Source organism: Micromonospora marina, from assembly GCF_900091565.1.
Taxonomy (GTDB): Bacteria; Actinomycetota; Actinomycetes; order Mycobacteriales; family Micromonosporaceae; genus Micromonospora; species Micromonospora marina.
Map to the genome: position 1 here is coordinate 37,900 of NZ_FMCV01000014.1, position 19,622 is coordinate 57,521.

Consider the following 19,622-nt stretch of genomic DNA (forward strand, 5'->3'; position numbering starts at 1 on the left):
CGTGCATAGGAGGGGGCCCTTTTTAACGCGTGCGCCCGGCGCACGGCGCGGGCTAGAAGTCGCCGCCGCCGAAGTCACCACCGAAGTCCCCGCCACCGAAGCCACCGAAGTCGCCCCCGCCACCGAAGTCGCCGCCGCCGAAGTCGCCGCCCTGGTCGCCGCCACCCATGTCGCCGCCCTGGTCACCGAAGTCCTGACCGTCGCCGAACCCCTCCTGGTAGCCGGCGCCGTACCCGGGGTCGGCGAACGCGGGTGAGAACAGCGCATCAGCGATCAGAAGACCACCGACCACGCCGACGCCCGCGCCGAGTGCGGTCTTCCACCACGGCGTGGAGTACCAGCCGGCCGGCACCGGCCGCCCCTGGAACCGGCCACCCGGGTAGTAGTAGGGCGTCGCGTTCCCCGGCTGCGGGCCGGCCCGGAACGTCTGCCCCTGCACGTCGACCTCGCGCTCCTTGGTGAGCGCGCCCGCGCCCTGCGCGGCGGCCAGCGGCGGCAGCTCCGGGCCCGGGTCGATGCCCATCGCGGTCCGCGCCGCCCGGATGTACGCCAGCCCCTCCAGCGCGGTCTCCCGGGCCAGCCCGAACTGGCGCGGCGTGGTCGCCTGTTCCAGCTGCGAACCGGCGGCGTTGTACCGCTCACCGGCGTCGGCGAGCGCCTGCCGGACCGCCGGGGCCTCGCCGTGCAGGTTCATCAGCTGGCCGCCGAGCCGCTCGTACCAGCGCTGCGCCTCGGCGCGGGCGTCGGCCAGCTCGTTGGCCTGACGGGATCTGTTCCCCCGGCGCCAGAGCACGAAGGCACCCCCGAGCAGCAGAATCAGGACCAGCCACAACGCGAATTCCATGACTCGAACGTACCCACCGGGCGCCCGTCGTACCCGTTTGGCAAGCTCTTGGCCATGAGCTTTGCGACGCTGGCCGTGGTGGTGCTCTGCCTCGCCGCGGGCGGCGCGGTGGGCTGGCTGGCCGCCCGGGCGCGGGCCGCGGCGGACATCGCCCGCCTGGAGGCGACGCTGGCCGCCACCCAGGCCGGCGAGGGCCGGCTGGAGCAGTCCATGCGGGCGCTCAGCTACGAGGCCACCGCACAGTCCCAGGAGGCGGTGGCCCGCGCGGTCGCGCCGCTGCACGACACGCTGCGCCGCTACGAGCAGCGGGTGGCCGAACTGGAGCGGGACCGGGTCGACGCGTACGCCGAGCTGCGCGAGCAGGTGCGGTCCATGAGCGCCGTCTCCGGCGAGCTGCGCACCGAGACCAAGCAGCTGGTCGCCGCGCTGCGCGCGCCGCAGGTGCGGGGCCGCTGGGGTGAGCACCAGCTCCGCCGGATCGTCGAGGCCGCCGGCATGCTCGAACACTGCGACTTCAGCGAGCAGGTCACCGCCGCGACCGACCACCAGGGGGTACGCCCCGACCTGGTGGTACGCCTGCACGGCGGCCGGACGGTCGTGGTGGACGCGAAGGCGCCGTTCGACGCGTACCTGACCGCGATGGAGGCGCGCGACGAGCGGGGCCGCGACACCCACCTGGACGCGCACGCCCGGCACCTGCGCGCGCACGTGGACGGCCTGGCCGCCAAGTCCTACTGGTCGGCGTTCGACCAGACACCCGAGTTCGTGGTGCTGTTCGTGCCGGCGGACCCGTTCCTCGACGTGGCACTGCAACGCGACCCGTCCCTGCTGGAGCACGCGTTCGCCCGCAACGTGGTGCTGGCCACGCCGGCCACGCTGGTGGCGCTTCTGCGCACGGTGGCCTACTCGTGGCGGCAGGAGGCGCTGGCCCGCAACGCCGCCACGGTCCACTCGCTGGCCCGCGAGCTGTACGGGCGGCTGTCCACTCTGGGTGACCACGTCGGCAAGCTCGGCAGTTCGCTGAGCGGGGCGGTGACGGCCTACAACCGGGCGGTGGGCTCGCTGGAGGCGCGGGTGCTCGTCAGCGCCCGCAAACTGGCCGAGCTGGGGGTCTCCGACGACGAGCTGGCCGCGCCGGCGCAGGTCGAGCTGGCGCCGAGGCAGCCGCAGGCACCGGAGCTGCTCGGCTCGCCGTCCACATCGGCCGAAAGGTCGACGGACGTCGACGCCTAACACGGCACACGTGACGATGTAGACCGATCCGTGTCACGGACTGGTCACAAACCCGATCCGGGTAGTGACACATGGCGTCGTGACACGCAGGATCACCGTCACACGTGCCCTGCCCCTCAAGGGCCCTGTTCTCTGGAGGAAGAGAACGTTGAGTAAACCCCGCACGCGCAGCCGGCGACCGTCCGCCGCGCTCCTGGCCTCGGTTCTCGCGGCCGGTGCCCTGACCGTGGGAGGTGGCGCCGGCACCGCGAGCGCCGCCCCCGCCACCCAACCCTCGCAGCCGACCGCCGCGAAGGCACTGGGCGCACACGACGCCAAGCTGCTCGACGAGGCCGAGGCGAAGAACGCGCCGACCGTCACGATGATCATCGCGGCGAAGAAGGGCTCGGCCAAGAAGGTCGTCGACGGCCTGACCGGCCTGGGCGCCACCGTCAGCCAGCGGTACGACCAGATCGGCTACGTGCTGGCCAAGGTCCCCACCGCGAAGGCGCTCAAGGCCGCTACGCTGCCGGGTGTCTCCGCCGTCGACCTGGACGAGACGATCAAGCTCCCCGACCCGGCGCCGGAGGCGGCTCCGAAGGGCGCGAAGACCGCCGCCCAGGCCCAGGCGACGGCCGGGCCGGGTGGTGACACCGGTGCGGTGAACCCGTACATGCCGACCAGCGAGACCGGCGCGGAGGCGTTCAAGGCCGCGAACCCGGCGTGGGACGGCCGCGGGGTCACCATCGGCATCATGGACTCCGGTGTGGACCTCGACCACCCGGCGCTCCAGCAGACCACCACCGGCGAGCGCAAGATCGTCGACTGGGTCACCGCCACCGACCCGCTGGAGGACGCCTCCTGGCGGCCGATGCTCACCGAGGTCAGCGGCCCGACGTTCACCACCTCGCTCGGCACGTGGACCGCGCCGGCCGGCAACTACCGCTTCAACGTCTTCCGCGAGAACATCACCGCGAACAGCGACGCGCGGGGTGACCTCAACCGCGACGGCGACACCACCGACTTCTGGGGCGTGCTCTACAACCCCGCCACCGGTGACGTGCGCGTCGACGCGAACCAGAACAACGACTTCACCGACGACGAGGTGATGCGGCCGTACAAGGAGCGGTTCCAGGTCGGCCGCTTCGGCACCGACAACCCGGCCACCGCCGTGCGGGAGCAGATCCCGTTCGTGGTCGAGTACCGGCGCAACGTCAACACGGCGCCGGTCGGCGGCCCCGGTCTGGTCGACTACGTCAACATCGGCATCGTCGAGAGCACCCACGGCACCCACGTCGCCGGCATCACCGCCGCCAACGACATGCTGGGTAACAGCGCCTTCGACGGCGCCGCCCCGGGCGCCAAGCTGGTCTCCGCCCGCGCCTGCTCGTGGGGTGGCGGCTGCACCGCGGCGGCGCTCACCACCGGCATGGCCGACCTGGTGATCAACCGTAGGGTCGACGTGGTGAACATGTCGATCGGCGGTCTTCCCGCGCTGAACGACGGCTCGAACGCCCGCGCGGTCCTCTACAACGACCTGATCAACATTTACGGCGTGCAGCTGTTCATCTCGGCCGGCAACTCCGGTCCGGGCGTGAACACGGTCGGTGACCCGTCGGTCGCCACCGACGTGGTCAGCGTCGCGGCGAGCATCAGCAAGGACACCTGGCTGGCCAACTACGGCTCGGTGGTCCGCAAGGGCAACGCGCTGTTCAACTTCTCCTCGCGCGGCCCGCGTGAGGACGGCGGCTTCAAGCCGAACATCGCCGCCCCCGGCTCGGCCATCTCCACCGCGCCGACCTGGCAGCCGGGCAACGCGGTGCCGGAGGCGGGCTACCCGCTGCCCCCGGGCTACCAGATGCTCAACGGCACCTCGATGGCCGCGCCGCAGGCCGCCGGCGCCGCCGCGCTGCTGCTGTCGGCAGCCAAGGCGACCGGCAAGGGCGTGACCCCGGCCGCGCTGCGCCGGGCCGTCTTCACCTCGGCCAAGCCGATCACCGGCGTCCCGACGTACGCGCAGGGCTACGGCATGTTCAACGTGCCGGGCGCGTGGAAACTGCTCGCCAAGGGCGTGCCGACCCGCACCTACACCTCGGAGGCGGCGGTCTGCACCGAGCTGTCGCCGAACCTGACCCGCTACGACCGGGCCTCCGGCACGTTCGTGCCGACCCCGAACGTCGGCAGCGGCCTCTACAACCGCTGCGCCGCCGACCGCGGCGGCCAGAAGGTCAAGGAGAGCCGTCACTACGAGGTCAAGCTGACCCGGACCAGCGGCCCGAACAAGGGCATCAAGCACGAGGTCGCCTTCCGGGGCAACGACGGCACCTACAGCGCCCCGAAGGTGGTCTGGCTGCCGCTGAACAAGACCGTCACGGTCAAGGTGAAGGCCAAGCCGATGACGGCCGGCGCGCACGGCGCCATCATGACCGTCGACGACCCGGCCACCAACGTGGTCGACTTCGAGGTCGCCACCGTCGTGATCGCGTCGAACCCGGTGCCCGCTCCGGCGTACTCCTTCTCGGCCGAGGGCTCGGTCGAGCGGAACAGCTTCACCTCGTACTTCGTGACGGTGCCGCCGGGTGCGGGCGCGTTGCAGGTCAACCTGTCCGGCATCGCAACCGGCTCGCAGACCCGCTTCATCGCCATCAACCCGTACGGCGTGCCGGTCGAGAGCACCGCCAGCACCGCCTGCTACACCAACTTCTCCGACGCCGCGGTCTGCAAGCCGCAGGAGCGGGACTACCAGAACCCGCTGCCGGGTGTGTGGGAGATCGAGGTGGAGTCGCGTCGCACCTCGCCGGCGCTGGACAACCCGTTCCAGCTCCAGGCCCGCGTGCAGGGCGTCACTGTGGAGCCGGCCGTGGTCCAGCTCCCGTCGGTCACCGCGGGCACCCCGGCCCCGGTGAGCTGGAAGCTGACCAACACCTTCGGCCCGGTCCAGGTGACCGGTGTCGGCGGTCCGCTGGCCAGCGTCCGTGCCGAGCGGCCGAGCATCGCCGAGGGCGACAGCCAGGAGTACGTGGTGGAGGTGCCCGAGGGCGCCACCTCGTTCACCGCCCGGATCGGCAACCCGTCCGACCTGAGCGCCGACCTGGACCTGACCGTCTTCCGCGGCACCACCCAGGTGGGGCAGGCCGCCGACGGTGACTCGGAGGAGGCCGTCACGCTGACGAACCCGATCCCGGGCACCTACCGGGTCGTGGTCGACGGTTACTCGGTGAGTGACCCGAGCACCGCGTACGACTACCGGGACTCGTTCGCGTCCCCGGCGCTGGGCACGCTCTCCGCGCCGTCCACGCCGCTGTCCCTGGCCAACGGCGCCACCGCCACCCTCACCGGTGCGGTGACCGCCCTGTCCACCCCGGCCGCCGGCCGGGAGCTGTACGGCGACATGGCCGTGACCACCACCGAGGGCGCTGTCGTCGGCCGCGGTTCGGTCGAGGTCCTCGCGGTCAACTGATCCGCTGACACGACGGAGCCCCGTCCCCTCTCGTAGGGGGGCGGGGCTCCTTCGTGTCGTCAGACGGGGCGGGCGGACTCGACCACGAACGGGGTGCCCTGCTGGCAGGTGGTCATCATGCCCGGCTCGGGGCGGCCGGTGACCTCGACCCGGGCGCCGGCCTTGAGCACGTCGCGCGGACCGCCGACCAGCAGGTGGTCGTCGAGCAGGAGGCAGTTCGGCTCCACACCCGCCCGGATCGTGCCGGTGATGGTGGTGCCGCCGACGCCCGGCGGGGTCGACGGGCCGCCCTTCCAGGTGGGGTTCGGCCGGCTGGGCGTCACGCTGGGCACGGGATCGGGCTGGCTGGTCACCGGGGCGGCTCCCGTCGTGCTGGGGCTGGGGCTGGGATCGGCGGACCCGTCGCCGGGTGCGGCGCAGGCGGTCAGCGCGAGGCCGGCGAGCAGTGCGACGAGCACCGTACGAGGAGTCTTCATGGTTGGTTGGACGCAGCGGCCGGCCGATTCGTTCCCGGTCAGCCGCGGGCCGCCGCGGCGGCCTTCATGTCGCGCTTGAGTTCCTGCGGCAGCGAGAAGGTCAGCCGCTCGTCGGCGGTGGTGATCTCCTCGACGTCGCCGAAGCCCCGCTCGGCCAGGTGGGCGAGCACCTGCTGGACCAGTTCGTCGGGCACGCTCGCGCCGGAGGTCACACCCACGGTCCGGGCGCCGGTCAGCCAGGCGTCCTCGATCTCGTGCGCGAAGTCGACCAGGTAGCCGGCGCGGGCCCCGGCGTCGAGGGCCACCTCGACCAGCCGGACCGAGTTCGATGAGTTGCGCGAGCCGACGACGATCACCACGTCGCACTCGGAGGCGATCTCCTTGACCACGTGCTGGCGGTTGGAGGTCGCGTAGCAGATGTCGTCGCTGGGCGGCGACTGGAGCAGCGGCAGCCGCTTCTTGAGCCGGGCCACGGTCTCCAGCGTCTCGTCCACCGACAGCGTGGTCTGGGAGAGCCAGACGACCTTCTCCGGGTCGCGCACGGTGACCTTGTCGACCCCGTCCGGGCCGTCGACGAGCTGGATGTGGGCCGGCGCCTCACCGGCGGTGCCGATGACCTCCTCGTGCCCCTCGTGGCCGATGAGCAGGATGTCGTAGTCCTGCGCGGCGAACCGGCGGGCCTCGTGGTGCACCTTCGTGACCAGCGGGCAGGTGGCGTCGATCGCCCGCAGCGAGCGCTGCTTGGCCTGCTCGTAGACCTCGGGGGCGACACCGTGGGCGGAGAAGATGACTGTGGCGCCCTCCGGCACCTCCTCGTTCTCCTCCACGAAGATCGCGCCCTGGGCCTCCAGCGTGCGCACCACGTGCTTGTTGTGCACGATCTGCTTGCGGACGTAGATCGGTGCGCCGTAGAGCTTCAGCGCCTCCTCGACGGTCTGCACCGCCCGGTCCACGCCCGCGCAGTAGCCGCGGGGGTTCGCCAGGAGCACGCGCTTGCCGGTCCGGGGAGTCGTCTCAGCGTCAGTCACCCGCCCATCGTACGTGCCGCGTTCCCGCACGGCAGCGGCCGCGAGGCGCACGGGGGCGCTGTCGGTCCCGGGCCGTAGGGTGGGCGGGGTGAGCGCGGGAGAGGACGGGCGGAGCACCCCGGACGGGCGGAGCACCCCGGACGAGCGGAGCACCCCGGACGGGCGGAGCACGGCCGAGGAGCCGTGGCCGGTCCGGGTGGTCAGCCAGAAGGTCGGTGCCTGGATCGCCCGCCTGGGCTGGGTCTGGGTCGACGGCCAGGTGGCGCAGATCAGCCGCCGACCGGGTGCGAGCACGGTCTTCCTCACGCTGCGCGACCCCTCGGCCGACCTCAGCCTGACCGTCACCACCAACCGCGACGTGCTGGACGCGGGCGCGCCGGAGCTGCGCGAGGGCGCGCGGGTGGTGCTGCACGCCAAGCCCGAGTTCTACGCCGCGCGGGGCACGCTCAGTCTGCGGGCCGACGAGATCCGCCAGGTCGGCCTCGGTGAGCTGCTGGCCCGGCTGGAGAAGCTCAAGAAGCTGCTCGCGGCCGAGGGCCTGTTCGACCGGTCCCGCAAGCGGCGGCTGCCGTTCCTGCCGGGCCGGGTCGGCCTGATCACCGGCCGCGCCTCGGCGGCCGAGCGCGACGTGCTGACGAACGCCCGCCGCCGCTGGCCCGCCGTCGACTTCCGCACGATCAACGTGGCGGTGCAGGGCCCGGGCGCGGTTCCCGACATCGTGGGAGCGCTCAAGGTGCTCGACGCCGACCCGGCCGTCGACGTGATCGTCATCGCCCGGGGCGGCGGCGGCATCGAGGATCTGCTGCCCTTCTCCGACGAGGCGCTGTGCCGGGCGGTCTTCGCCTGCCGCACACCGGTGGTCAGCGCGATCGGTCACGAGACGGACGCGCCGCTGCTCGACTACGTGGCCGACGTGCGCGCCTCCACTCCCACCGACGCGGCCAAGCGCATCGTGCCGGACCTGACCGAGGAGGTCCGGCTGATCGGCCAGGCCCGGTCCCGGCTGGAGCGGGCGGTGCGCCACCTGGTCGACCGGGAGCAGCACCGGATCGACCTGCTGCGGTCCCGCCCGGTGCTGGCCCGGCCGCAGGTGATGGTCGAGCAGCGGACCGTGGAGGTGGCCGCGCTGCGCGACCGCGCCGGCCGGTCTCTGGAGCACCGGCTGCGGGGCGCCACCGACGACCTGCGGCACACGCTGGCCCGGCTGCGCGCGCTGTCCCCGGCGGCCACGCTGGAGCGCGGCTACGCGATCGTGCAGCGCGCCGACGGCCACGTCGTCCGCGCGGCCGCCGACGTCGCCAAGGGCGATCCACTGCGGGTACGCCTCGCCGAGGGCGAGCTGACCGCCACCGTCGACGGCTGAGGAGAGAGACGATGACCGGGACGAAGCAGGACGAACAGCTCAGCTACGAGCAGGCCCGCGCCGAGCTGGCCTCGGTGGTGGAGAAGCTGGAGGCGGGCGGCACCTCGCTGGAGGAGTCCCTGGCGCTCTGGGAGCGCGGCGAGCAGCTCGCCGGGGTGTGCCAGCGCTGGTTGGACGGCGCCCGCGCCCGCATCGACGCCGCCCGCCAGCGCTCCGAGGACTGACGGTGGGGCTCGGCGTGATCGCCGGCCCCCACCGCAGACCTCAGTTGAACAGGTTGTACAGCTCGGCGGGCGCCTCGACGACCTGGTCGGCCGAGGGCTTCTGGACCGCCGACGCGTTGCCGTAATCCGTGTAGGTGATCTTCAGGTCCTGTGCGGCGCTCTGGCCGGCCGCCGGGATCTTGAGCACCATCTCGCTGAGCCGGCCCTGCGTGTCGACCTTGGCCGTGAACGGCACCGACTCGGCCTGCGCGCCGAGCGCGGTGATCACGGCCGGGTCGAGCGAGCCCGCCTCGGCGGCCTTCGACACGTCGACGGTGCCCTCGTACGCGCCCTCGCCGGTCTGCCGTACCTCGGTGATGCCCTGGGTGAGCACGGCGCTGCCGGCCGGGTCGAGCTTCTCGAAGTCGAAGCCCAGCGCCCGGTTGCCCTTGATCCGGTTCTGGTCGAGGTGGTGGTACTTGCCGGTGTTGAGGTTCTTCACGCCGGGGATCTGCGTGGCCGCCGTGCCACCGAGTTCCAGCTTGACCCAGCTGTCCGGCTTGGCGTGGATCAGGTCCAGCTTCATCATCAGATCCGACGACGGGTCGCCGATGGTCATCCGCATGTCGGCGCTCTGGCTCGGCTCGTGCACCTGCCCTTCCGCGGTGGAGCCCGCGCCGGTCATGGAGAACTTGAAGTTCCCCTCGCGGATCGCGTTCGTGGAGTCGAGCAGCGCCTGCTTGGCCGCACTGCTGGACGCCGTGGCGCTCGGTGCGACGCTGCCGGAGGCGCTCGGGGTCGCGGAGGCGTCGGACGTCGACCCGTTGCCGTTGCAGGCCGCCAGGCCGGGAATGAGCAGCGCCGCGGCGAACGCGGTGGCGCTGAAGCGTCGTATCTTCACGTCAACCTCTCCAGGTGGGTCGTCCGGGCTCGATGTCCCTTCTGTTCCCGCAAGCGGGGTTGCGCAATCCCGCGTCACCCGGAGGAAGGACGGTCAGCGCAGCGACATGGCGAGCTTGCGCAGCTCCGTCTCGCCCGCGTCACCGACCACGATCACCGTGCGGTCCGGTTCCAGCAGGACGAGCGCCTGCTCGTTGCCGCGGGCCGTGTAGCGCTGCCAGCTCAACCCGCCGGGCAGGTCGGCCTGGCCCTGCGGCTGTCCCTCGGCCAGTTCGGCCGGCAGCAGCTTCTCCGCCGGGACGTTGCTCTCCACGAGCTGCGCGCCCCGGCCCTCCGGGGTCACGTACCCGATCCGCAGCGTCGAGCCGTCCGCCTCGGTCCGGAAGCGGGCGTTCACCGTACGCCAGTCGTCGCCCAGCCCGGCCGGCTCGCTCACCGGGAAGGCGTTCGCTGAGCGGGCCTGCTCCAGCGCGGGCGCCGGGTCGACGGTGACCGGCGAGTCGCCGCCGAGGAAGCCCCGGTAGAAGGCGAGCAGCAGGGCGATCGGGACCAGCAGGATGAGCAGGGACAGCGCCATGTCCTTCGGGGACCGCTCGGACCGGGCCTTCTCCTTGCCCGCGGGCGGCGCGGGGGTGTCCACCGCGGCGGCCGGCTCGTCCCGGTCCGCGACGAGCGCGGGCTGACCCTCGGACGGGGCCGGGCCGTCGTCCGGCCGGACCGGCGGCTGACCCTCCGGCGGGGTGGCGTCGGTCGGTGTGCGGTCGGCAGGCTGCGCGGCTTCCACCGGGCCATTGTCGCAGCCGACCGGACGACGTGATCCTGGCCTCCTCCGCCCCGCCGGGACGGCGAACCTGAGATCGTGTGAGGATCAGCGACAAGACCGGCGGCGGTGACCGCCGGTCCCACCCCGCACCGTCGCGAGGAGGCCGCCATGACAACCATCAGGACGCGGACGCCCCAGGATCTCGACCGCAACCTCGCCCTCGATCTGGTCCGGGTCACCGAGGCCGCGGCGATGGCCGCCGGCCGCTGGGTCGGCCGCGGCGACAAGGAAGGCGGCGACGGCGCAGCGGTCGACGCCATGCGAAAGCTGATCAACTCGATCCCGATGCGCGGCGTCGTGGTGATCGGCGAGGGCGAGAAGGACAACGCCCCGATGCTGTTCAACGGCGAGGAGGTGGGCGACGGGACCGGCCCCGAGGTGGACGTGGCGGTCGACCCGATCGACGGCACCACGCTGATGAGCAAGGGCATGCCGAACGCGCTGGCGGTGCTCGCGGTGGCCGAGCGCGGCGCGATGTTCGACCCGAGCGCGGTCTTCTACATGGAGAAGCTGGCGGTCGGCCCGATGTACGCCGACGTGGTGGACATCAACGCCGGGGTGGCCGAGAACATCAACCGGATCGCCGAGGTCAAGGGCACCGACGCCGCCGAGGTGACCGTGTGCGTGCTGGACCGCTCGCGCCACGACGACCTGGTCAAGCAGATCCGGCGTACCGGCGCCGGGATCCGGTTCATCTCCGACGGCGACATCGCGGGCGCCATCGCGGCGGCCCGGGGCGAGTCGGACGTGGACGTGCTGATGGGCATCGGCGGCACCCCGGAGGGCATCACCGCTGCCTGCGCACTCAAGTGCATGGGCGGCATGATGCAGGCCAAGCTCTGGCCCAAGGACGAGCAGGAGCGCCGCCGCGCGCTGGACGCCGGGCACGACCTGGACCGGGTGCTTTTCACCGACGACCTGGTCACCGGTGACAACTGCTTCTTCGTGGCCACCGGCGTCACCTCCGGCGACCTGCTGCGTGGCGTGCGCTACCGCGCCGGCGGCGCGTACACCCAGTCGATCGTGATGCGCTCCAAGAGCGGCACGATCCGGGTGATCGACTCGTACCACCGCCTGGAGAAGCTCGCCCTCTACTCGGCTGTCGACTTCGACGGACGCCCGCTGGCCGAGCAGGAGTGATCAGGACCGGGACGGCGGCACCAGCGGCACCGCCGACGCTGTCGGCCGGGCGACGTTTCGCCGGTGTCGGGTTGGCCACCGCCTCGGGCGTGATGGTCGCCGTCCAGTCCCGGATCAACGGCGAGCTGGGCGTACGCCTGGCCGACGGGATCGCCGCCGCGGTGGTCTCGTTCGGCGTGGGCCTGCTGATCCTGCTGGTGCTGGTCCCCGCCACCCCCGGTGGCCGGCGGGGACTGGCCGCCCTGCGTGGCGCGCTGCGCACCGGCACGCTGCGGCCCTGGCAGTGCCTGGGTGGCGTCTGCGGCGCGTTCCTGGTGGCGACGCAGGGATTGACCATCGGCGCGCTCGGCGTCGCGGTCTTCACCGTCGCGGTGGTGGCCGGGCAGTCCGGCAGCAGCCTGCTCGTCGACCGGGCCGGCATCGGCCCGACCGGCCGGCAGCCGGTCACCCCGAACCGGCTGATCGGCGCGGTGCTCACCGTGCTCGCGGTCCTGCTGGCGGTGGGCGACCGGCTCGGCGACCCGGACGCGCTGGCGCTGGCCCTGCTGCCGCTGGCGGCCGGGGTGGGCATCGCCTGGCAGCAGGCGGTCAACGGGCGGGTCCGGGCGGCCTCGGGCAGCGCCATGACCGCCACGCTCGTGAACTTCACGGTCGGCACGGCGGCGCTGCTCGTGACCTTCGCGGTGGACCTGGCGGTTCGCGGCCGGCCGGCCGGCGCGTTTCCGGACGAGCCGTGGCTCTATCTCGGCGGCCCGCTCGGCATCGTGTTCATCGCGCTGGCCGCCGCCCTGGTCCGGTTCACCGGGGTGCTGCTGCTCGGCCTGGCCACGATCGCCGGGCAGATCGTCGGCGCGGTGCTGCTGGACCTGGTGCTGCCGACGGCCGCCTCGCACCCCGGGCTGGACACGCTGCTCGGTGCGGCGCTGACCATGGTCGCCGTGCTGGTGGCCGCCTTCGGCCCGACCCGCCGCCCCTAACGGGCGGCGGCGGGCGTCGAGGCGCGCAGGCCGGTGACCATCTCGTCGACCACCCGGTCGAGCGGCGTCGGCTCGATCCCGAACGTCTCGCCGGCGGCGCTGGAGTCCATCACGAACGGCCCGGTGAACTGGTGCGCGGTCTCCCGCATCTCCCGGGCGAACGGGTCGGCCAGGCCACCGAGCCAGAGCACCGGGTAGGGCATCCGGGTCAGTCGCGGCGCCGGCGCCCCGGCCCGTTTCGCCGCCCGCTCGGCGACCACCCGCATGGACACCGGGGGCGCGCTCGGCACGTGCCACGCCCGTCCCCAGGCCCGCGGGTCGGTGGCGGCGGCCACGAGGGTTCGGGCGACGTCCCCCACGTACGTCCAGGTGTGCGGCGCGTCCCAGGCCACGGGCAGGAACACCCGCTGCCCGGCGAGCACCTTGGGCAGCACCATCATGGGCAGCGACGTGCCGCCGAGCCCGATGTAGTCGGAGCCGCGTACCTCGGTGATCCGGGCCCGGCCGGCGCGGTGGGCGGCCAGGGCGTCGGCCCACATCCGGTTGCGGACGCGGCCCTTGACGCCGGTGGCGGCGAGCGCTGTCGTCTCGGTCATCGGTGCGTCGACCGGGCCGTACCCGTAGAGGTTGCCGACGGTGGCGAGCACGGCGCCGCTGCGCTCGGCGGCGGTGAGCAGGGCGGCTGCGAGCGGCGGCCAGTCCGTCGCCCACGTGTGGTACTCCGGGTTGGCGCAGTTGTAGAGCGCGTCCGCGCCGTCGGTGAGCGCGGCGAGCCGGTCCGCGTCGGCGGCGTCGGCGGCCACCCGCTCGATCGCCTGGTGTTCGGGGCCGGTGCCACGCCGGGTGACCACCCGCACCCGCTCGCCGCGTTCGGCGAGGAGGCGGGCGGTTGCGGTGCCGACGGGGCCGGCTCCGACGATCACGTGCAGTGCCATGACGGGTCCACCTTCTCTGAAGCAGTAATCCAAATCGAGAGCATCGCTCTCGCAAAGGAGCATGACCCACGCCGAGGCACTGCGTCAAGAGCGGCGCTCTCGCTTTTGATTGCCGCTCTCATCCGTGGCAGAGTGAGGGCATGGTCGCTCCCTCGCTCCGCGCCCGGGTCCGCGCCGGGATGATCGAAGAGATCAAGACCGTCGCCCGCCGCCACCTGGACACCGACGGCGCGAACCTGTCCCTGCGCGCGGTGGCCCGGGACCTCGGCATGGTGTCCTCGGCGATCTACCGCTACTTCCCCAGCCGCGACGACCTGCTCACCGCGCTGATCCTGGAGGCGTACGACGCGCTCGGCGACGCGGTGGAGGCCGCCGACGCCGCCGCCGACCAGGCCGACCTGCGCGGACGCTGGCTCGCCGCCTGCCGGGCCGCCCGCGCGTGGGCACTCGCCCACCCCGCCGAGTACGCACTGCTCTACGGCAGCCCGGTGCCCGGGTACGCGGCACCCGACGACACGGTCGCGCCCGCCCAGCGTCCCCCGGTGACCCTGGTCGGCATCCTGCGCGACGGGCTGGCCACCGGCCGGCTCGCCCCGCCCGGCGAGGACCTGTCCGAGCCGCTGCGCGGCGACGTGGCCGAACTGGTCGGGCTGCTCGGCATGGACGTGCCACCCGCGCTGCTGGCCCGCGGCATGGCCGGCTGGACCCAGTTGTTCGGGTTGATCAGCTTCGAGCTGTTCGGCCGGATCAACCGGGCGCTGCCGCACCGCGACGAGTACTTCGACCACCAGATCGGCCTGATGGCGGATCTGGTCGGCCTGCCCTGACGCCGATCGGCGTCAGGTGCCGTCGGACGAGTGACCGGGGAACAGGTGGGCGGTCGGGTCGATGACGACAGCCGCGTTGTTGACGGCGGTGGCGGCCTCGCCGAATCCGGTGGCGATCAGGCGGACCTTGCCCGGGTACTCGGTGATGTCACCGGCCGCGAACACCCGGGGCAGGTTGGTGGCCATGGCGCTGTCCACCACGATGTGCCGCCGGTCGAGGTTCAGCCCCCACTCGCCGAGCGGGCCGAGGTCGGCGGTGAAGCCGAGCGCGGCGACGACGGTGTCCACCGGCAGTGTCTCCACCTCGCCGCCGCGTACGGTCAGCTCGGCGCCGGTGACCGTCTCCTCGCCGTACAGCCGGCTCACCTCGGCGTTCACCACGATCCGCACCGGCAGCGCGCGGACCCGCTCGATGGTGGCCGCGTGCGCCCGGAAGCGGTCCCGCCGGTGCACCAGCGTCACCGAGCGGGCCAGCGGCGCGAGCGTGGCCGCCCAGTCGAACGCCGAGTCGCCGCCGCCGACGATGAGCACGTGTCGGTCGGTCAGCTCGGCCGGCTGCGGCACGAAGTAGACGATCCCGCCGCCGGTGAAGCTCTCCGCGACCGGCAGCGGCCGGGGCGTGAAGCTGCCGAGCCCGCCGGTGACCACCACCGCGCCGCAGCTGAGCTGCTCGCCGCCGGCCAGACCGAGCACGGGCCGGCCGTCGAGGTAGGACAGCTTCTCGGCGCGTACGCCGAGGCGGTAGTCGGGGTGGAACGGCGCGGCCTGGGCGACCAGGTTGGCGACCAGCTCGCGGCCCTTGATCGCGGGAAAGCCGGCGACGTCGAGGATCAGCTTCTCCGGGTACATCGCGGTGACCTGACCGCCCGGCTCGGGCAGCGCGTCGATCACCGAGACGGAGAGTCCACGGAAACCGGCGTAGTAGGCGGCGAAGAGCCCGGCGGGACCGGCCCCGATCACGGCGACATCGACCTCGCGCATGGCGTACCGTCACTTTCCGCTTCGGGATCGCCCGGTGCTGATGCGGAAACGGTAGGCGGGCGGATGACCGCGGGCAAGCTCGTCCCGCGGTTTGATCAACGCGCCGTCAGGGCAGCGTCATCCTCGGTGAGCCCAGGTGGCCCGCGTCGCCGGTGTCGTTGCGGCGGCGGAACAGGATCGCCGCGACCACGCCGCCGAGCAGCCCGAACAGGTGGCCCTGCCAGGAGATGCGCTCGTCGGTAGGCAGGATGCCGAGCAGTTGCCAGCCGTAGAGCAACCCGACCAGCAGACCGACGGCGAAGTTCCACCAGCTCCGCTCCACCACGCCCCGGGTGAGCAGGATGCCCAGGTAGCCGAAGATCACGCCGCTGGCGCCGACCACCACCGAGTCGGATGAGCCGGTGAACCAGACGCCCAGGCCGCTGACCAGGATGATGACCGCGGTGGACCAGAGGAACCGGCGGGTGCCCGCGGCGAGCACGAACGTGCCGAGCAGGATCAGCGGGATGCTGTTGCTGTAGAGGTGGTTCCAGCCGGCGTGCAGGAACGGCGAGAAGAAGACGCCGTCGAGGCCCTGGATCCGCTGCGGGATGATGCCGGCGGTGTAGTCCAGGCCGAGCCGCAGGCCGACGTCGAGCGCCTCGATGAGGAACAGCACCGGCACGACCGCGCACATGGCGACGAAGGCCCGGCCGAGCGCCGCGTAGAACGCGTCGGTGCCGAACCGGTGGGGGTCGCCACTAGGGCCGTACCAGGTCACCTACCAAGAGCTATCAGCAAATTCGGCGGGCCGCCACTCGGGTGCCGGTACGACGACGGCGGGACACGCGGGTCCGTCCGCGTGTCCCGCCGTCGTGGTGATGTCAGTACCAGCCCGAACTCTGCAACTTCTGCCAGGCGCCGCAGGGGGTGTCGTACCGGCCCTCGATGTAACCGAGACCCCACTTGATCTGGGTCGCCGGGTTGGTCTTCCAGTCGTCGGCCACCGAGCCCATCTTGCTGCCCGGAAGGGCCTGCGGGATCCCGTAGGCCCCGGAGGAGCGGTTCTCCGCCTTCGGGTTCCAGCCGCTCTCCTTGGTCCAGAGCTTGTCCAGACAGGGGAACTGGTCGATGCCGAAACCCTCGTCGAGCATGACGGCGCAACCGATCTTCCGGTTGCCGCTGTACTCCGCGCACGAGGACGGGATCGGGCCGTCGTACGGCTTGACCTTCGCCTCGGCCTCGGCTTCCTCCTTCTCCCGCTCCTTCTTGCGGGTGGCGGCGGCCGCCTCGGCCCGCTTGGCCCGCTCGGCGGCCTCCTTCGCCGCCGCGGCGGCGCGCAGCTTCGCCTGGTACTCGGCGGCGCGCTGCCGGGACGAGTCCACGCGGTGGTCGGACAGCCGGTCGCGCTGGTACGCGTACTCCGCCTGGTCGACCTCCAGGCCGACCTGTGCGGTCAGGCCCTGCTGCTGGGTCTGTCGATCCTCACCCAGATAGAAGCCGCCGGCGACGCCCACGGAGAGCAGCGCGACAGCGGCCGTACGGGCGCCGAACCGGCTCCACAGCCGACTCACGAAGTGTCCCTTCGTCGGGGGCAGGGTCACGGCACGCGCATGGCCGGGTCGGGTCACGCCGGGTGCCGTGAGCGCACCGGTACCGGTGTGACTACGGGCCGTGTCCGGCTCCCGAGTGGTAGGTGACGCTCGATGGACACCATCGCGCACAGTGAGGCCCGTGGGAAATGGCCGGGCACAAAAGTGATCTGCGTCACCCTAAAAATAGGGACAAAGTAGGGCGAAAACGGCGTTCAGCCGGACGTGTCCTCCAGCAGATCGGTGACCATCGCGGCGATCGGGGAACGCTCCGATCGGCTGAGCGTGACGTGCGCGAAGAGGGGATGCCCCTTCAACGCCTCGATCACCGCCGTCACCCCGTCGTGCCGGCCGACCCGCAGATTGTCCCGCTGGGCCACGTCGTGGGTGAGCACCACCCGCGACCCCTGGCCGATGCGCGACAGCACGGTGAGCAGTACGCCACGCTCCAGCGACTGCGCCTCGTCCACGATGACGAACGCGTCGTGCAGGCTGCGGCCACGGATGTGGGTCAGCGGCAGCACCTCCAGCAGCCCGCGCGAGGTGACCTCCTCCAGCACGTTCTCGTGCACCACCGCGCCGAGCGTGTCGAAGACGGCCTGCGCCCAGGGCGACATCTTCTCCGACTCCGACCCGGGCAGGTAGCCGAGTTCCTGACCGCCGACCGCGTACAGGGGACGGAACACGATCACCTTCTTGTGCCGGCGCCGCTCCATCACCGCCTCCAGGCCGGCGCAGAGCGCCAGCGCGGACTTGCCGGTGCCGGCCCGCCCACCGAGCGACACGATGCCGATCGACTCGTCCAGCAGCAGGTCGAGCGCGACCCGCTGCTCCGCCGAGCGCCCGTGCACGCCGAACGCCTCCCGGTCGCCCCGGACCAGCCGGATCGTCTTGTCCGGCAGCACCCGGCCCAGCGCCGAGCCCCGCCCGGAGTGCAGCACCAGGCCGGTGTGGCAGGGCAGACCCGCCGCGGCGTCGACGTCGAGCGTCTCGCCCGCGTACAGCCGCCCGATCTCCTCCTCGGCCAGGTCCAGCTCGGCCATCCCGGTCCAGGTCGGGTCGCTGGCCTGGCCGTGCCGGTACTCGTCGGCGCGCAGACCCACCGAGGCCGCCTTCACCCGCAGCGGCATGTCCTTGCTGACGAGCGTGACCTCGCGCCCCTCGGCGGCCAGGTTGAGCGCCACGGACAGGATGCGGGCGTCGTTCGACTCGTTGCGGAAGCCGGGCGGCAGCACCCCGTCGTCGGTGTGGTTCAGCTCCACCCGCAGCGTGCCGCCCTGGTCGTTGGCGGGCACCGGGCGGTCCAGCCGGCCGTGGCGCACCCGCAACTCGTCCAGCACGCGCAGCGACTGGCGGGCGAACCAGCCCAGCTCGGGGTGGTGCCGCTTGCCCTCCAGCTCGGAGATCACCACAAGCGGCAGCACCACCTCGTGCTCGGCGAAGCGATGGAACGCCGCCGGGTCGGACAGCAGCACCGAGGTGTCCAGGACGAAGGCCGGTCCGGCTGGTCGGGGCTCCTCGGCCTTCGCGGCGGCGCCGCGGCGGCTGCGGGTGGTCCGGCGGGTCGGGGCGGTCGAAGCCGGGGTCTGCTCGGCTCCGGCGGGGGTACGGCGAGTGGTCACAGGCCTGCTCCGCGGATGGGCACCCGGCCACCCGAGTTCCGCCTCTTCCGGTGCCCGGAGGACACGGGGTCGGATGCGGGCCCCGTGCGCGAGGACGCAGGTCCGGGCTGTCCGGCTGGCCCGGGAAAACCCCGCGCCATGCCTAGACGCTAATCGCACCGGGCCCGCGGGGCTAGAGGTGCGCGTGGATCATCGCGCGGTCTTCGCCGGGCGTACACCCGTTCGAGTGACCGGCGGACCGGAACCGGCCGGGATGCATGCCCCCTGCGCGCACCCCGGCCGGTCGTCGGTGGCGGCCTCAGCCCTGCCGGCGCACCAGCGTGCCGGCCCGCGGACCGGCGCCGGCCGCGCCGAACGACGATCCGGTGTACGTGGTCCCCACCCGGCCGACGGCACCGAGCCGGCCGGTCGCGGTGACGCGGACGGCCGGGGCCGAGCCGGGCCGGGCGGCGACCGCCGCGGGTACGGAGGTGCCGGCGAACGGCACCGCCGAGCGCCCGGCCGAGGTCACCACCGTCGGGCCGGGACCGGACAGCGCGGACGCGATCGCCGCCTGGGCGTCGCGCCGGCGGCGGTTCCAGGCGCCCCGGTCGCCGTCGAAGTAGCCCTGGCGGTAGCCGAACCGGTAGCCGATGCGGTAGCTGAGCTGGCCGTGCAGACGGCCGGCCGCGTAGCAGGTGGAGCCGAACACGAGAACGAGCACCACGGCGAGAAAGGGGGTCATCGCTCGTCCGTCCCGGGTAGCGGGTCGACCACGAGCAGCCGCTCCAGGTCGTCGGTGCTGACCTCCTCGACCAGCTCGACGCTGATCCGGCATCCGTCGAGGATCACCTCGGCCACCGACGCCCGGCGGATCTCCCCGCCGGAGTCGTACACCCGCACGCTCAGCTCGGGGCAGCCGAGGTGGGTCCGCCAGGCGTCCCACTCCCCCCGGTCGCCGACGCTGAGTGAGAGGTACCGGCACCCGCGGGCCAGATAGAGACGCCAGGGGGCGCTCAGCCCGGCGGACACCCCGTCCGCGATCAGCCCGAAGGCCTGGGCACGGGTCGAGAGCTCGGTCACGAGACCCCCTCGGCACCCGCGGAGTGACGCATGTGAGCACTCATCGTCTCAGGCACGTGACACACCGTAAGTTGTCTCATGAGCGTGACAGTATCAGCTTTTCAGACCTTTGCCGCCGTACTCGCGTCGATCTAATCTGCCCTTGTGACACCCCTCAGGAGCAGCACCGGATCGTTTACCGGAAATCCCGGATCAACG

At 72.5% G+C, this 19,622-nt stretch carries 19 protein-coding genes; 7 read left to right on the forward strand and 12 right to left on the reverse strand.

Going from position 1 to position 19,622, the window contains the following annotated elements; all coding sequences use genetic code 11:
- Positions 1–52 precede the first annotated feature (52 nt).
- Positions 53–844, reverse strand: a complete 792-nt coding sequence (locus tag GA0070215_RS17350) for a hypothetical protein (RefSeq protein ID WP_091047416.1) — start codon at positions 842–844, stop codon at positions 53–55.
- A gap of 54 nt (positions 845–898) precedes the next feature.
- Between GA0070215_RS17350 and GA0070215_RS17355 the strand changes: the two genes are divergently transcribed.
- Together GA0070215_RS17355 and GA0070215_RS17360 are read left to right on the forward strand one after the other, a co-directional pair.
- Positions 899–2,077 carry a DNA recombination protein RmuC gene (locus GA0070215_RS17355; protein ID WP_091047420.1) on the forward strand — a complete coding sequence of 393 codons (1,179 nt, stop codon included), beginning with the start codon at positions 899–901 and terminating at the stop codon, positions 2,075–2,077.
- Positions 2,078–2,225: 148 nt separating this feature from the next.
- Positions 2,226–5,516, forward strand: coding sequence for a S8 family serine peptidase (locus tag GA0070215_RS17360; protein WP_091047424.1), 3,291 nt, complete (start codon positions 2,226–2,228; stop codon positions 5,514–5,516).
- A gap of 59 nt (positions 5,517–5,575) precedes the next feature.
- Here GA0070215_RS17360 and GA0070215_RS17365 read toward each other — a convergent pair whose 3' ends face one another.
- A complete protein-coding gene (locus GA0070215_RS17365) occupies positions 5,576–5,992 on the reverse strand; it encodes a hypothetical protein (protein ID WP_091047428.1) in 417 nt (138 codons plus the stop codon).
- A gap of 38 nt (positions 5,993–6,030) precedes the next feature.
- The gene (locus GA0070215_RS17370) at positions 6,031–7,020 is read right to left on the reverse strand and encodes a 4-hydroxy-3-methylbut-2-enyl diphosphate reductase (protein ID WP_026268074.1); all 990 of its coding nucleotides are present in this window, start codon (positions 7,018–7,020) and stop codon (positions 6,031–6,033) included.
- A 196-nt stretch (positions 7,021–7,216) separates the two neighbouring features.
- Between GA0070215_RS17370 and xseA the strand changes: the two genes are divergently transcribed.
- Both xseA and GA0070215_RS17380 read left to right on the forward strand, forming a co-directional pair.
- Positions 7,217–8,383: an exodeoxyribonuclease VII large subunit gene (gene xseA / locus GA0070215_RS17375; RefSeq protein WP_051090486.1), complete on the forward strand. Its 1,167-nt coding sequence runs from the start codon at positions 7,217–7,219 to the stop codon at positions 8,381–8,383.
- An 11-nt stretch (positions 8,384–8,394) separates the two neighbouring features.
- Positions 8,395–8,607, forward strand: a complete 213-nt coding sequence (locus GA0070215_RS17380) for an exodeoxyribonuclease VII small subunit (RefSeq protein WP_018786156.1) — start codon at positions 8,395–8,397, stop codon at positions 8,605–8,607.
- Positions 8,608–8,647: 40 nt separating this feature from the next.
- Here the strand turns inward: GA0070215_RS17380 and GA0070215_RS17385 are convergent, their stop codons facing one another.
- Together GA0070215_RS17385 and GA0070215_RS17390 are read right to left on the reverse strand one after the other, a co-directional pair.
- Positions 8,648–9,487: a hypothetical protein gene (locus GA0070215_RS17385; RefSeq protein WP_018786155.1), complete on the reverse strand. Its 840-nt coding sequence runs from the start codon at positions 9,485–9,487 to the stop codon at positions 8,648–8,650.
- Between the two features lie 93 nt (positions 9,488–9,580).
- Positions 9,581–10,270 (reverse strand): DUF4245 domain-containing protein, encoded by a 690-nt coding sequence (locus tag GA0070215_RS17390; protein WP_091047433.1) that lies wholly within the window; start codon positions 10,268–10,270, stop codon positions 9,581–9,583.
- Between the two features lie 147 nt (positions 10,271–10,417).
- Between GA0070215_RS17390 and glpX the strand changes: the two genes are divergently transcribed.
- Together glpX and GA0070215_RS17400 are read left to right on the forward strand one after the other, a co-directional pair.
- A complete protein-coding gene (gene glpX, locus GA0070215_RS17395) occupies positions 10,418–11,449 on the forward strand; it encodes a class II fructose-bisphosphatase (protein WP_026268073.1) in 1,032 nt (343 codons plus the stop codon).
- A 92-nt stretch (positions 11,450–11,541) separates the two neighbouring features.
- Entirely contained in the window at positions 11,542–12,426 is an 885-nt protein-coding gene (locus GA0070215_RS17400) for a DMT family transporter (RefSeq protein WP_231394782.1), read from the forward strand.
- Here GA0070215_RS17400 and GA0070215_RS17405 read toward each other — a convergent pair.
- Entirely contained in the window at positions 12,423–13,361 is a 939-nt protein-coding gene (locus GA0070215_RS17405) for an NAD-dependent epimerase/dehydratase family protein (protein WP_091047439.1), read from the reverse strand. The genes GA0070215_RS17400 and GA0070215_RS17405 overlap by 4 nt on opposite strands.
- Before the next feature lie 140 nt (positions 13,362–13,501).
- On the opposite strand from GA0070215_RS17405, the gene GA0070215_RS17410 reads away from it, so the two are divergent.
- A complete protein-coding gene (locus GA0070215_RS17410; RefSeq protein WP_091047443.1) occupies positions 13,502–14,188 on the forward strand; it encodes a TetR/AcrR family transcriptional regulator in 687 nt (228 codons plus the stop codon).
- A 12-nt stretch (positions 14,189–14,200) separates the two neighbouring features.
- Here the strand turns inward: GA0070215_RS17410 and GA0070215_RS17415 are convergent, their stop codons facing one another.
- From GA0070215_RS17415 to GA0070215_RS17440, 6 genes are all read right to left on the reverse strand, one after another.
- Complete coding sequence (locus GA0070215_RS17415; protein WP_018786149.1) at positions 14,201–15,169, reverse strand: NAD(P)/FAD-dependent oxidoreductase; 969 nt, start codon at positions 15,167–15,169, stop codon at positions 14,201–14,203.
- Between the two features lie 106 nt (positions 15,170–15,275).
- Positions 15,276–15,929, reverse strand: coding sequence for a rhomboid family intramembrane serine protease (locus tag GA0070215_RS17420; RefSeq protein ID WP_018786148.1), 654 nt, complete (start codon positions 15,927–15,929; stop codon positions 15,276–15,278).
- A 103-nt stretch (positions 15,930–16,032) separates the two neighbouring features.
- Complete coding sequence (locus GA0070215_RS17425) at positions 16,033–16,722, reverse strand: aggregation-promoting factor C-terminal-like domain-containing protein (RefSeq protein ID WP_208600367.1); 690 nt, start codon at positions 16,720–16,722, stop codon at positions 16,033–16,035.
- A gap of 233 nt (positions 16,723–16,955) precedes the next feature.
- On the reverse strand, positions 16,956–18,362 hold the full coding sequence (locus GA0070215_RS17430) for an RNA 5'-3' helicase PhoH2 (protein ID WP_091047451.1): 1,407 nt from the start codon (positions 18,360–18,362) through the stop codon (positions 16,956–16,958).
- Positions 18,363–18,660: 298 nt separating this feature from the next.
- Positions 18,661–19,086 carry a hypothetical protein gene (locus GA0070215_RS17435; protein WP_026268072.1) on the reverse strand — a complete coding sequence of 142 codons (426 nt, stop codon included), beginning with the start codon at positions 19,084–19,086 and terminating at the stop codon, positions 18,661–18,663.
- Positions 19,083–19,424: a hypothetical protein gene (locus GA0070215_RS17440; RefSeq protein WP_018786144.1), complete on the reverse strand. Its 342-nt coding sequence runs from the start codon at positions 19,422–19,424 to the stop codon at positions 19,083–19,085. The genes GA0070215_RS17435 and GA0070215_RS17440 overlap by 4 nt, the downstream gene beginning before the upstream one ends.
- Between the last annotated feature and the right edge of the window lie 198 nt (positions 19,425–19,622).

Excerpts from the sequence above, each read along its gene's own strand:
- GA0070215_RS17410 (WP_091047443.1), top strand. The coding sequence starts at position 13,502 with ATGGTCGCTCCCTCGCTCCGCGCCCGGGTCCGCGCCGGGATGATCGAA.
- GA0070215_RS17380 (WP_018786156.1), top strand. The coding sequence starts at position 8,395 with ATGACCGGGACGAAGCAGGACGAACAGCTCAGCTACGAGCAGGCCCGC.
- glpX (WP_026268073.1), top strand. The coding sequence starts at position 10,418 with ATGACAACCATCAGGACGCGGACGCCCCAGGATCTCGACCGCAACCTC.
- GA0070215_RS17400 (WP_231394782.1), top strand. The coding sequence starts at position 11,542 with ATGGTCGCCGTCCAGTCCCGGATCAACGGCGAGCTGGGCGTACGCCTG.
- GA0070215_RS17415 (WP_018786149.1), bottom strand. The coding sequence starts at position 15,169 with ATGCGCGAGGTCGATGTCGCCGTGATCGGGGCCGGTCCCGCCGGGCTC.
- GA0070215_RS17350 (WP_091047416.1), bottom strand. The coding sequence starts at position 844 with ATGGAATTCGCGTTGTGGCTGGTCCTGATTCTGCTGCTCGGGGGTGCC.
- GA0070215_RS17365 (WP_091047428.1), bottom strand. The coding sequence starts at position 5,992 with ATGAAGACTCCTCGTACGGTGCTCGTCGCACTGCTCGCCGGCCTCGCG.
- GA0070215_RS17435 (WP_026268072.1), bottom strand. The coding sequence starts at position 19,086 with ATGACCCCCTTTCTCGCCGTGGTGCTCGTTCTCGTGTTCGGCTCCACC.
- GA0070215_RS17355 (WP_091047420.1), top strand. The coding sequence starts at position 899 with ATGAGCTTTGCGACGCTGGCCGTGGTGGTGCTCTGCCTCGCCGCGGGC.
- GA0070215_RS17405 (WP_091047439.1), bottom strand. The coding sequence starts at position 13,361 with ATGGCACTGCACGTGATCGTCGGAGCCGGCCCCGTCGGCACCGCAACC.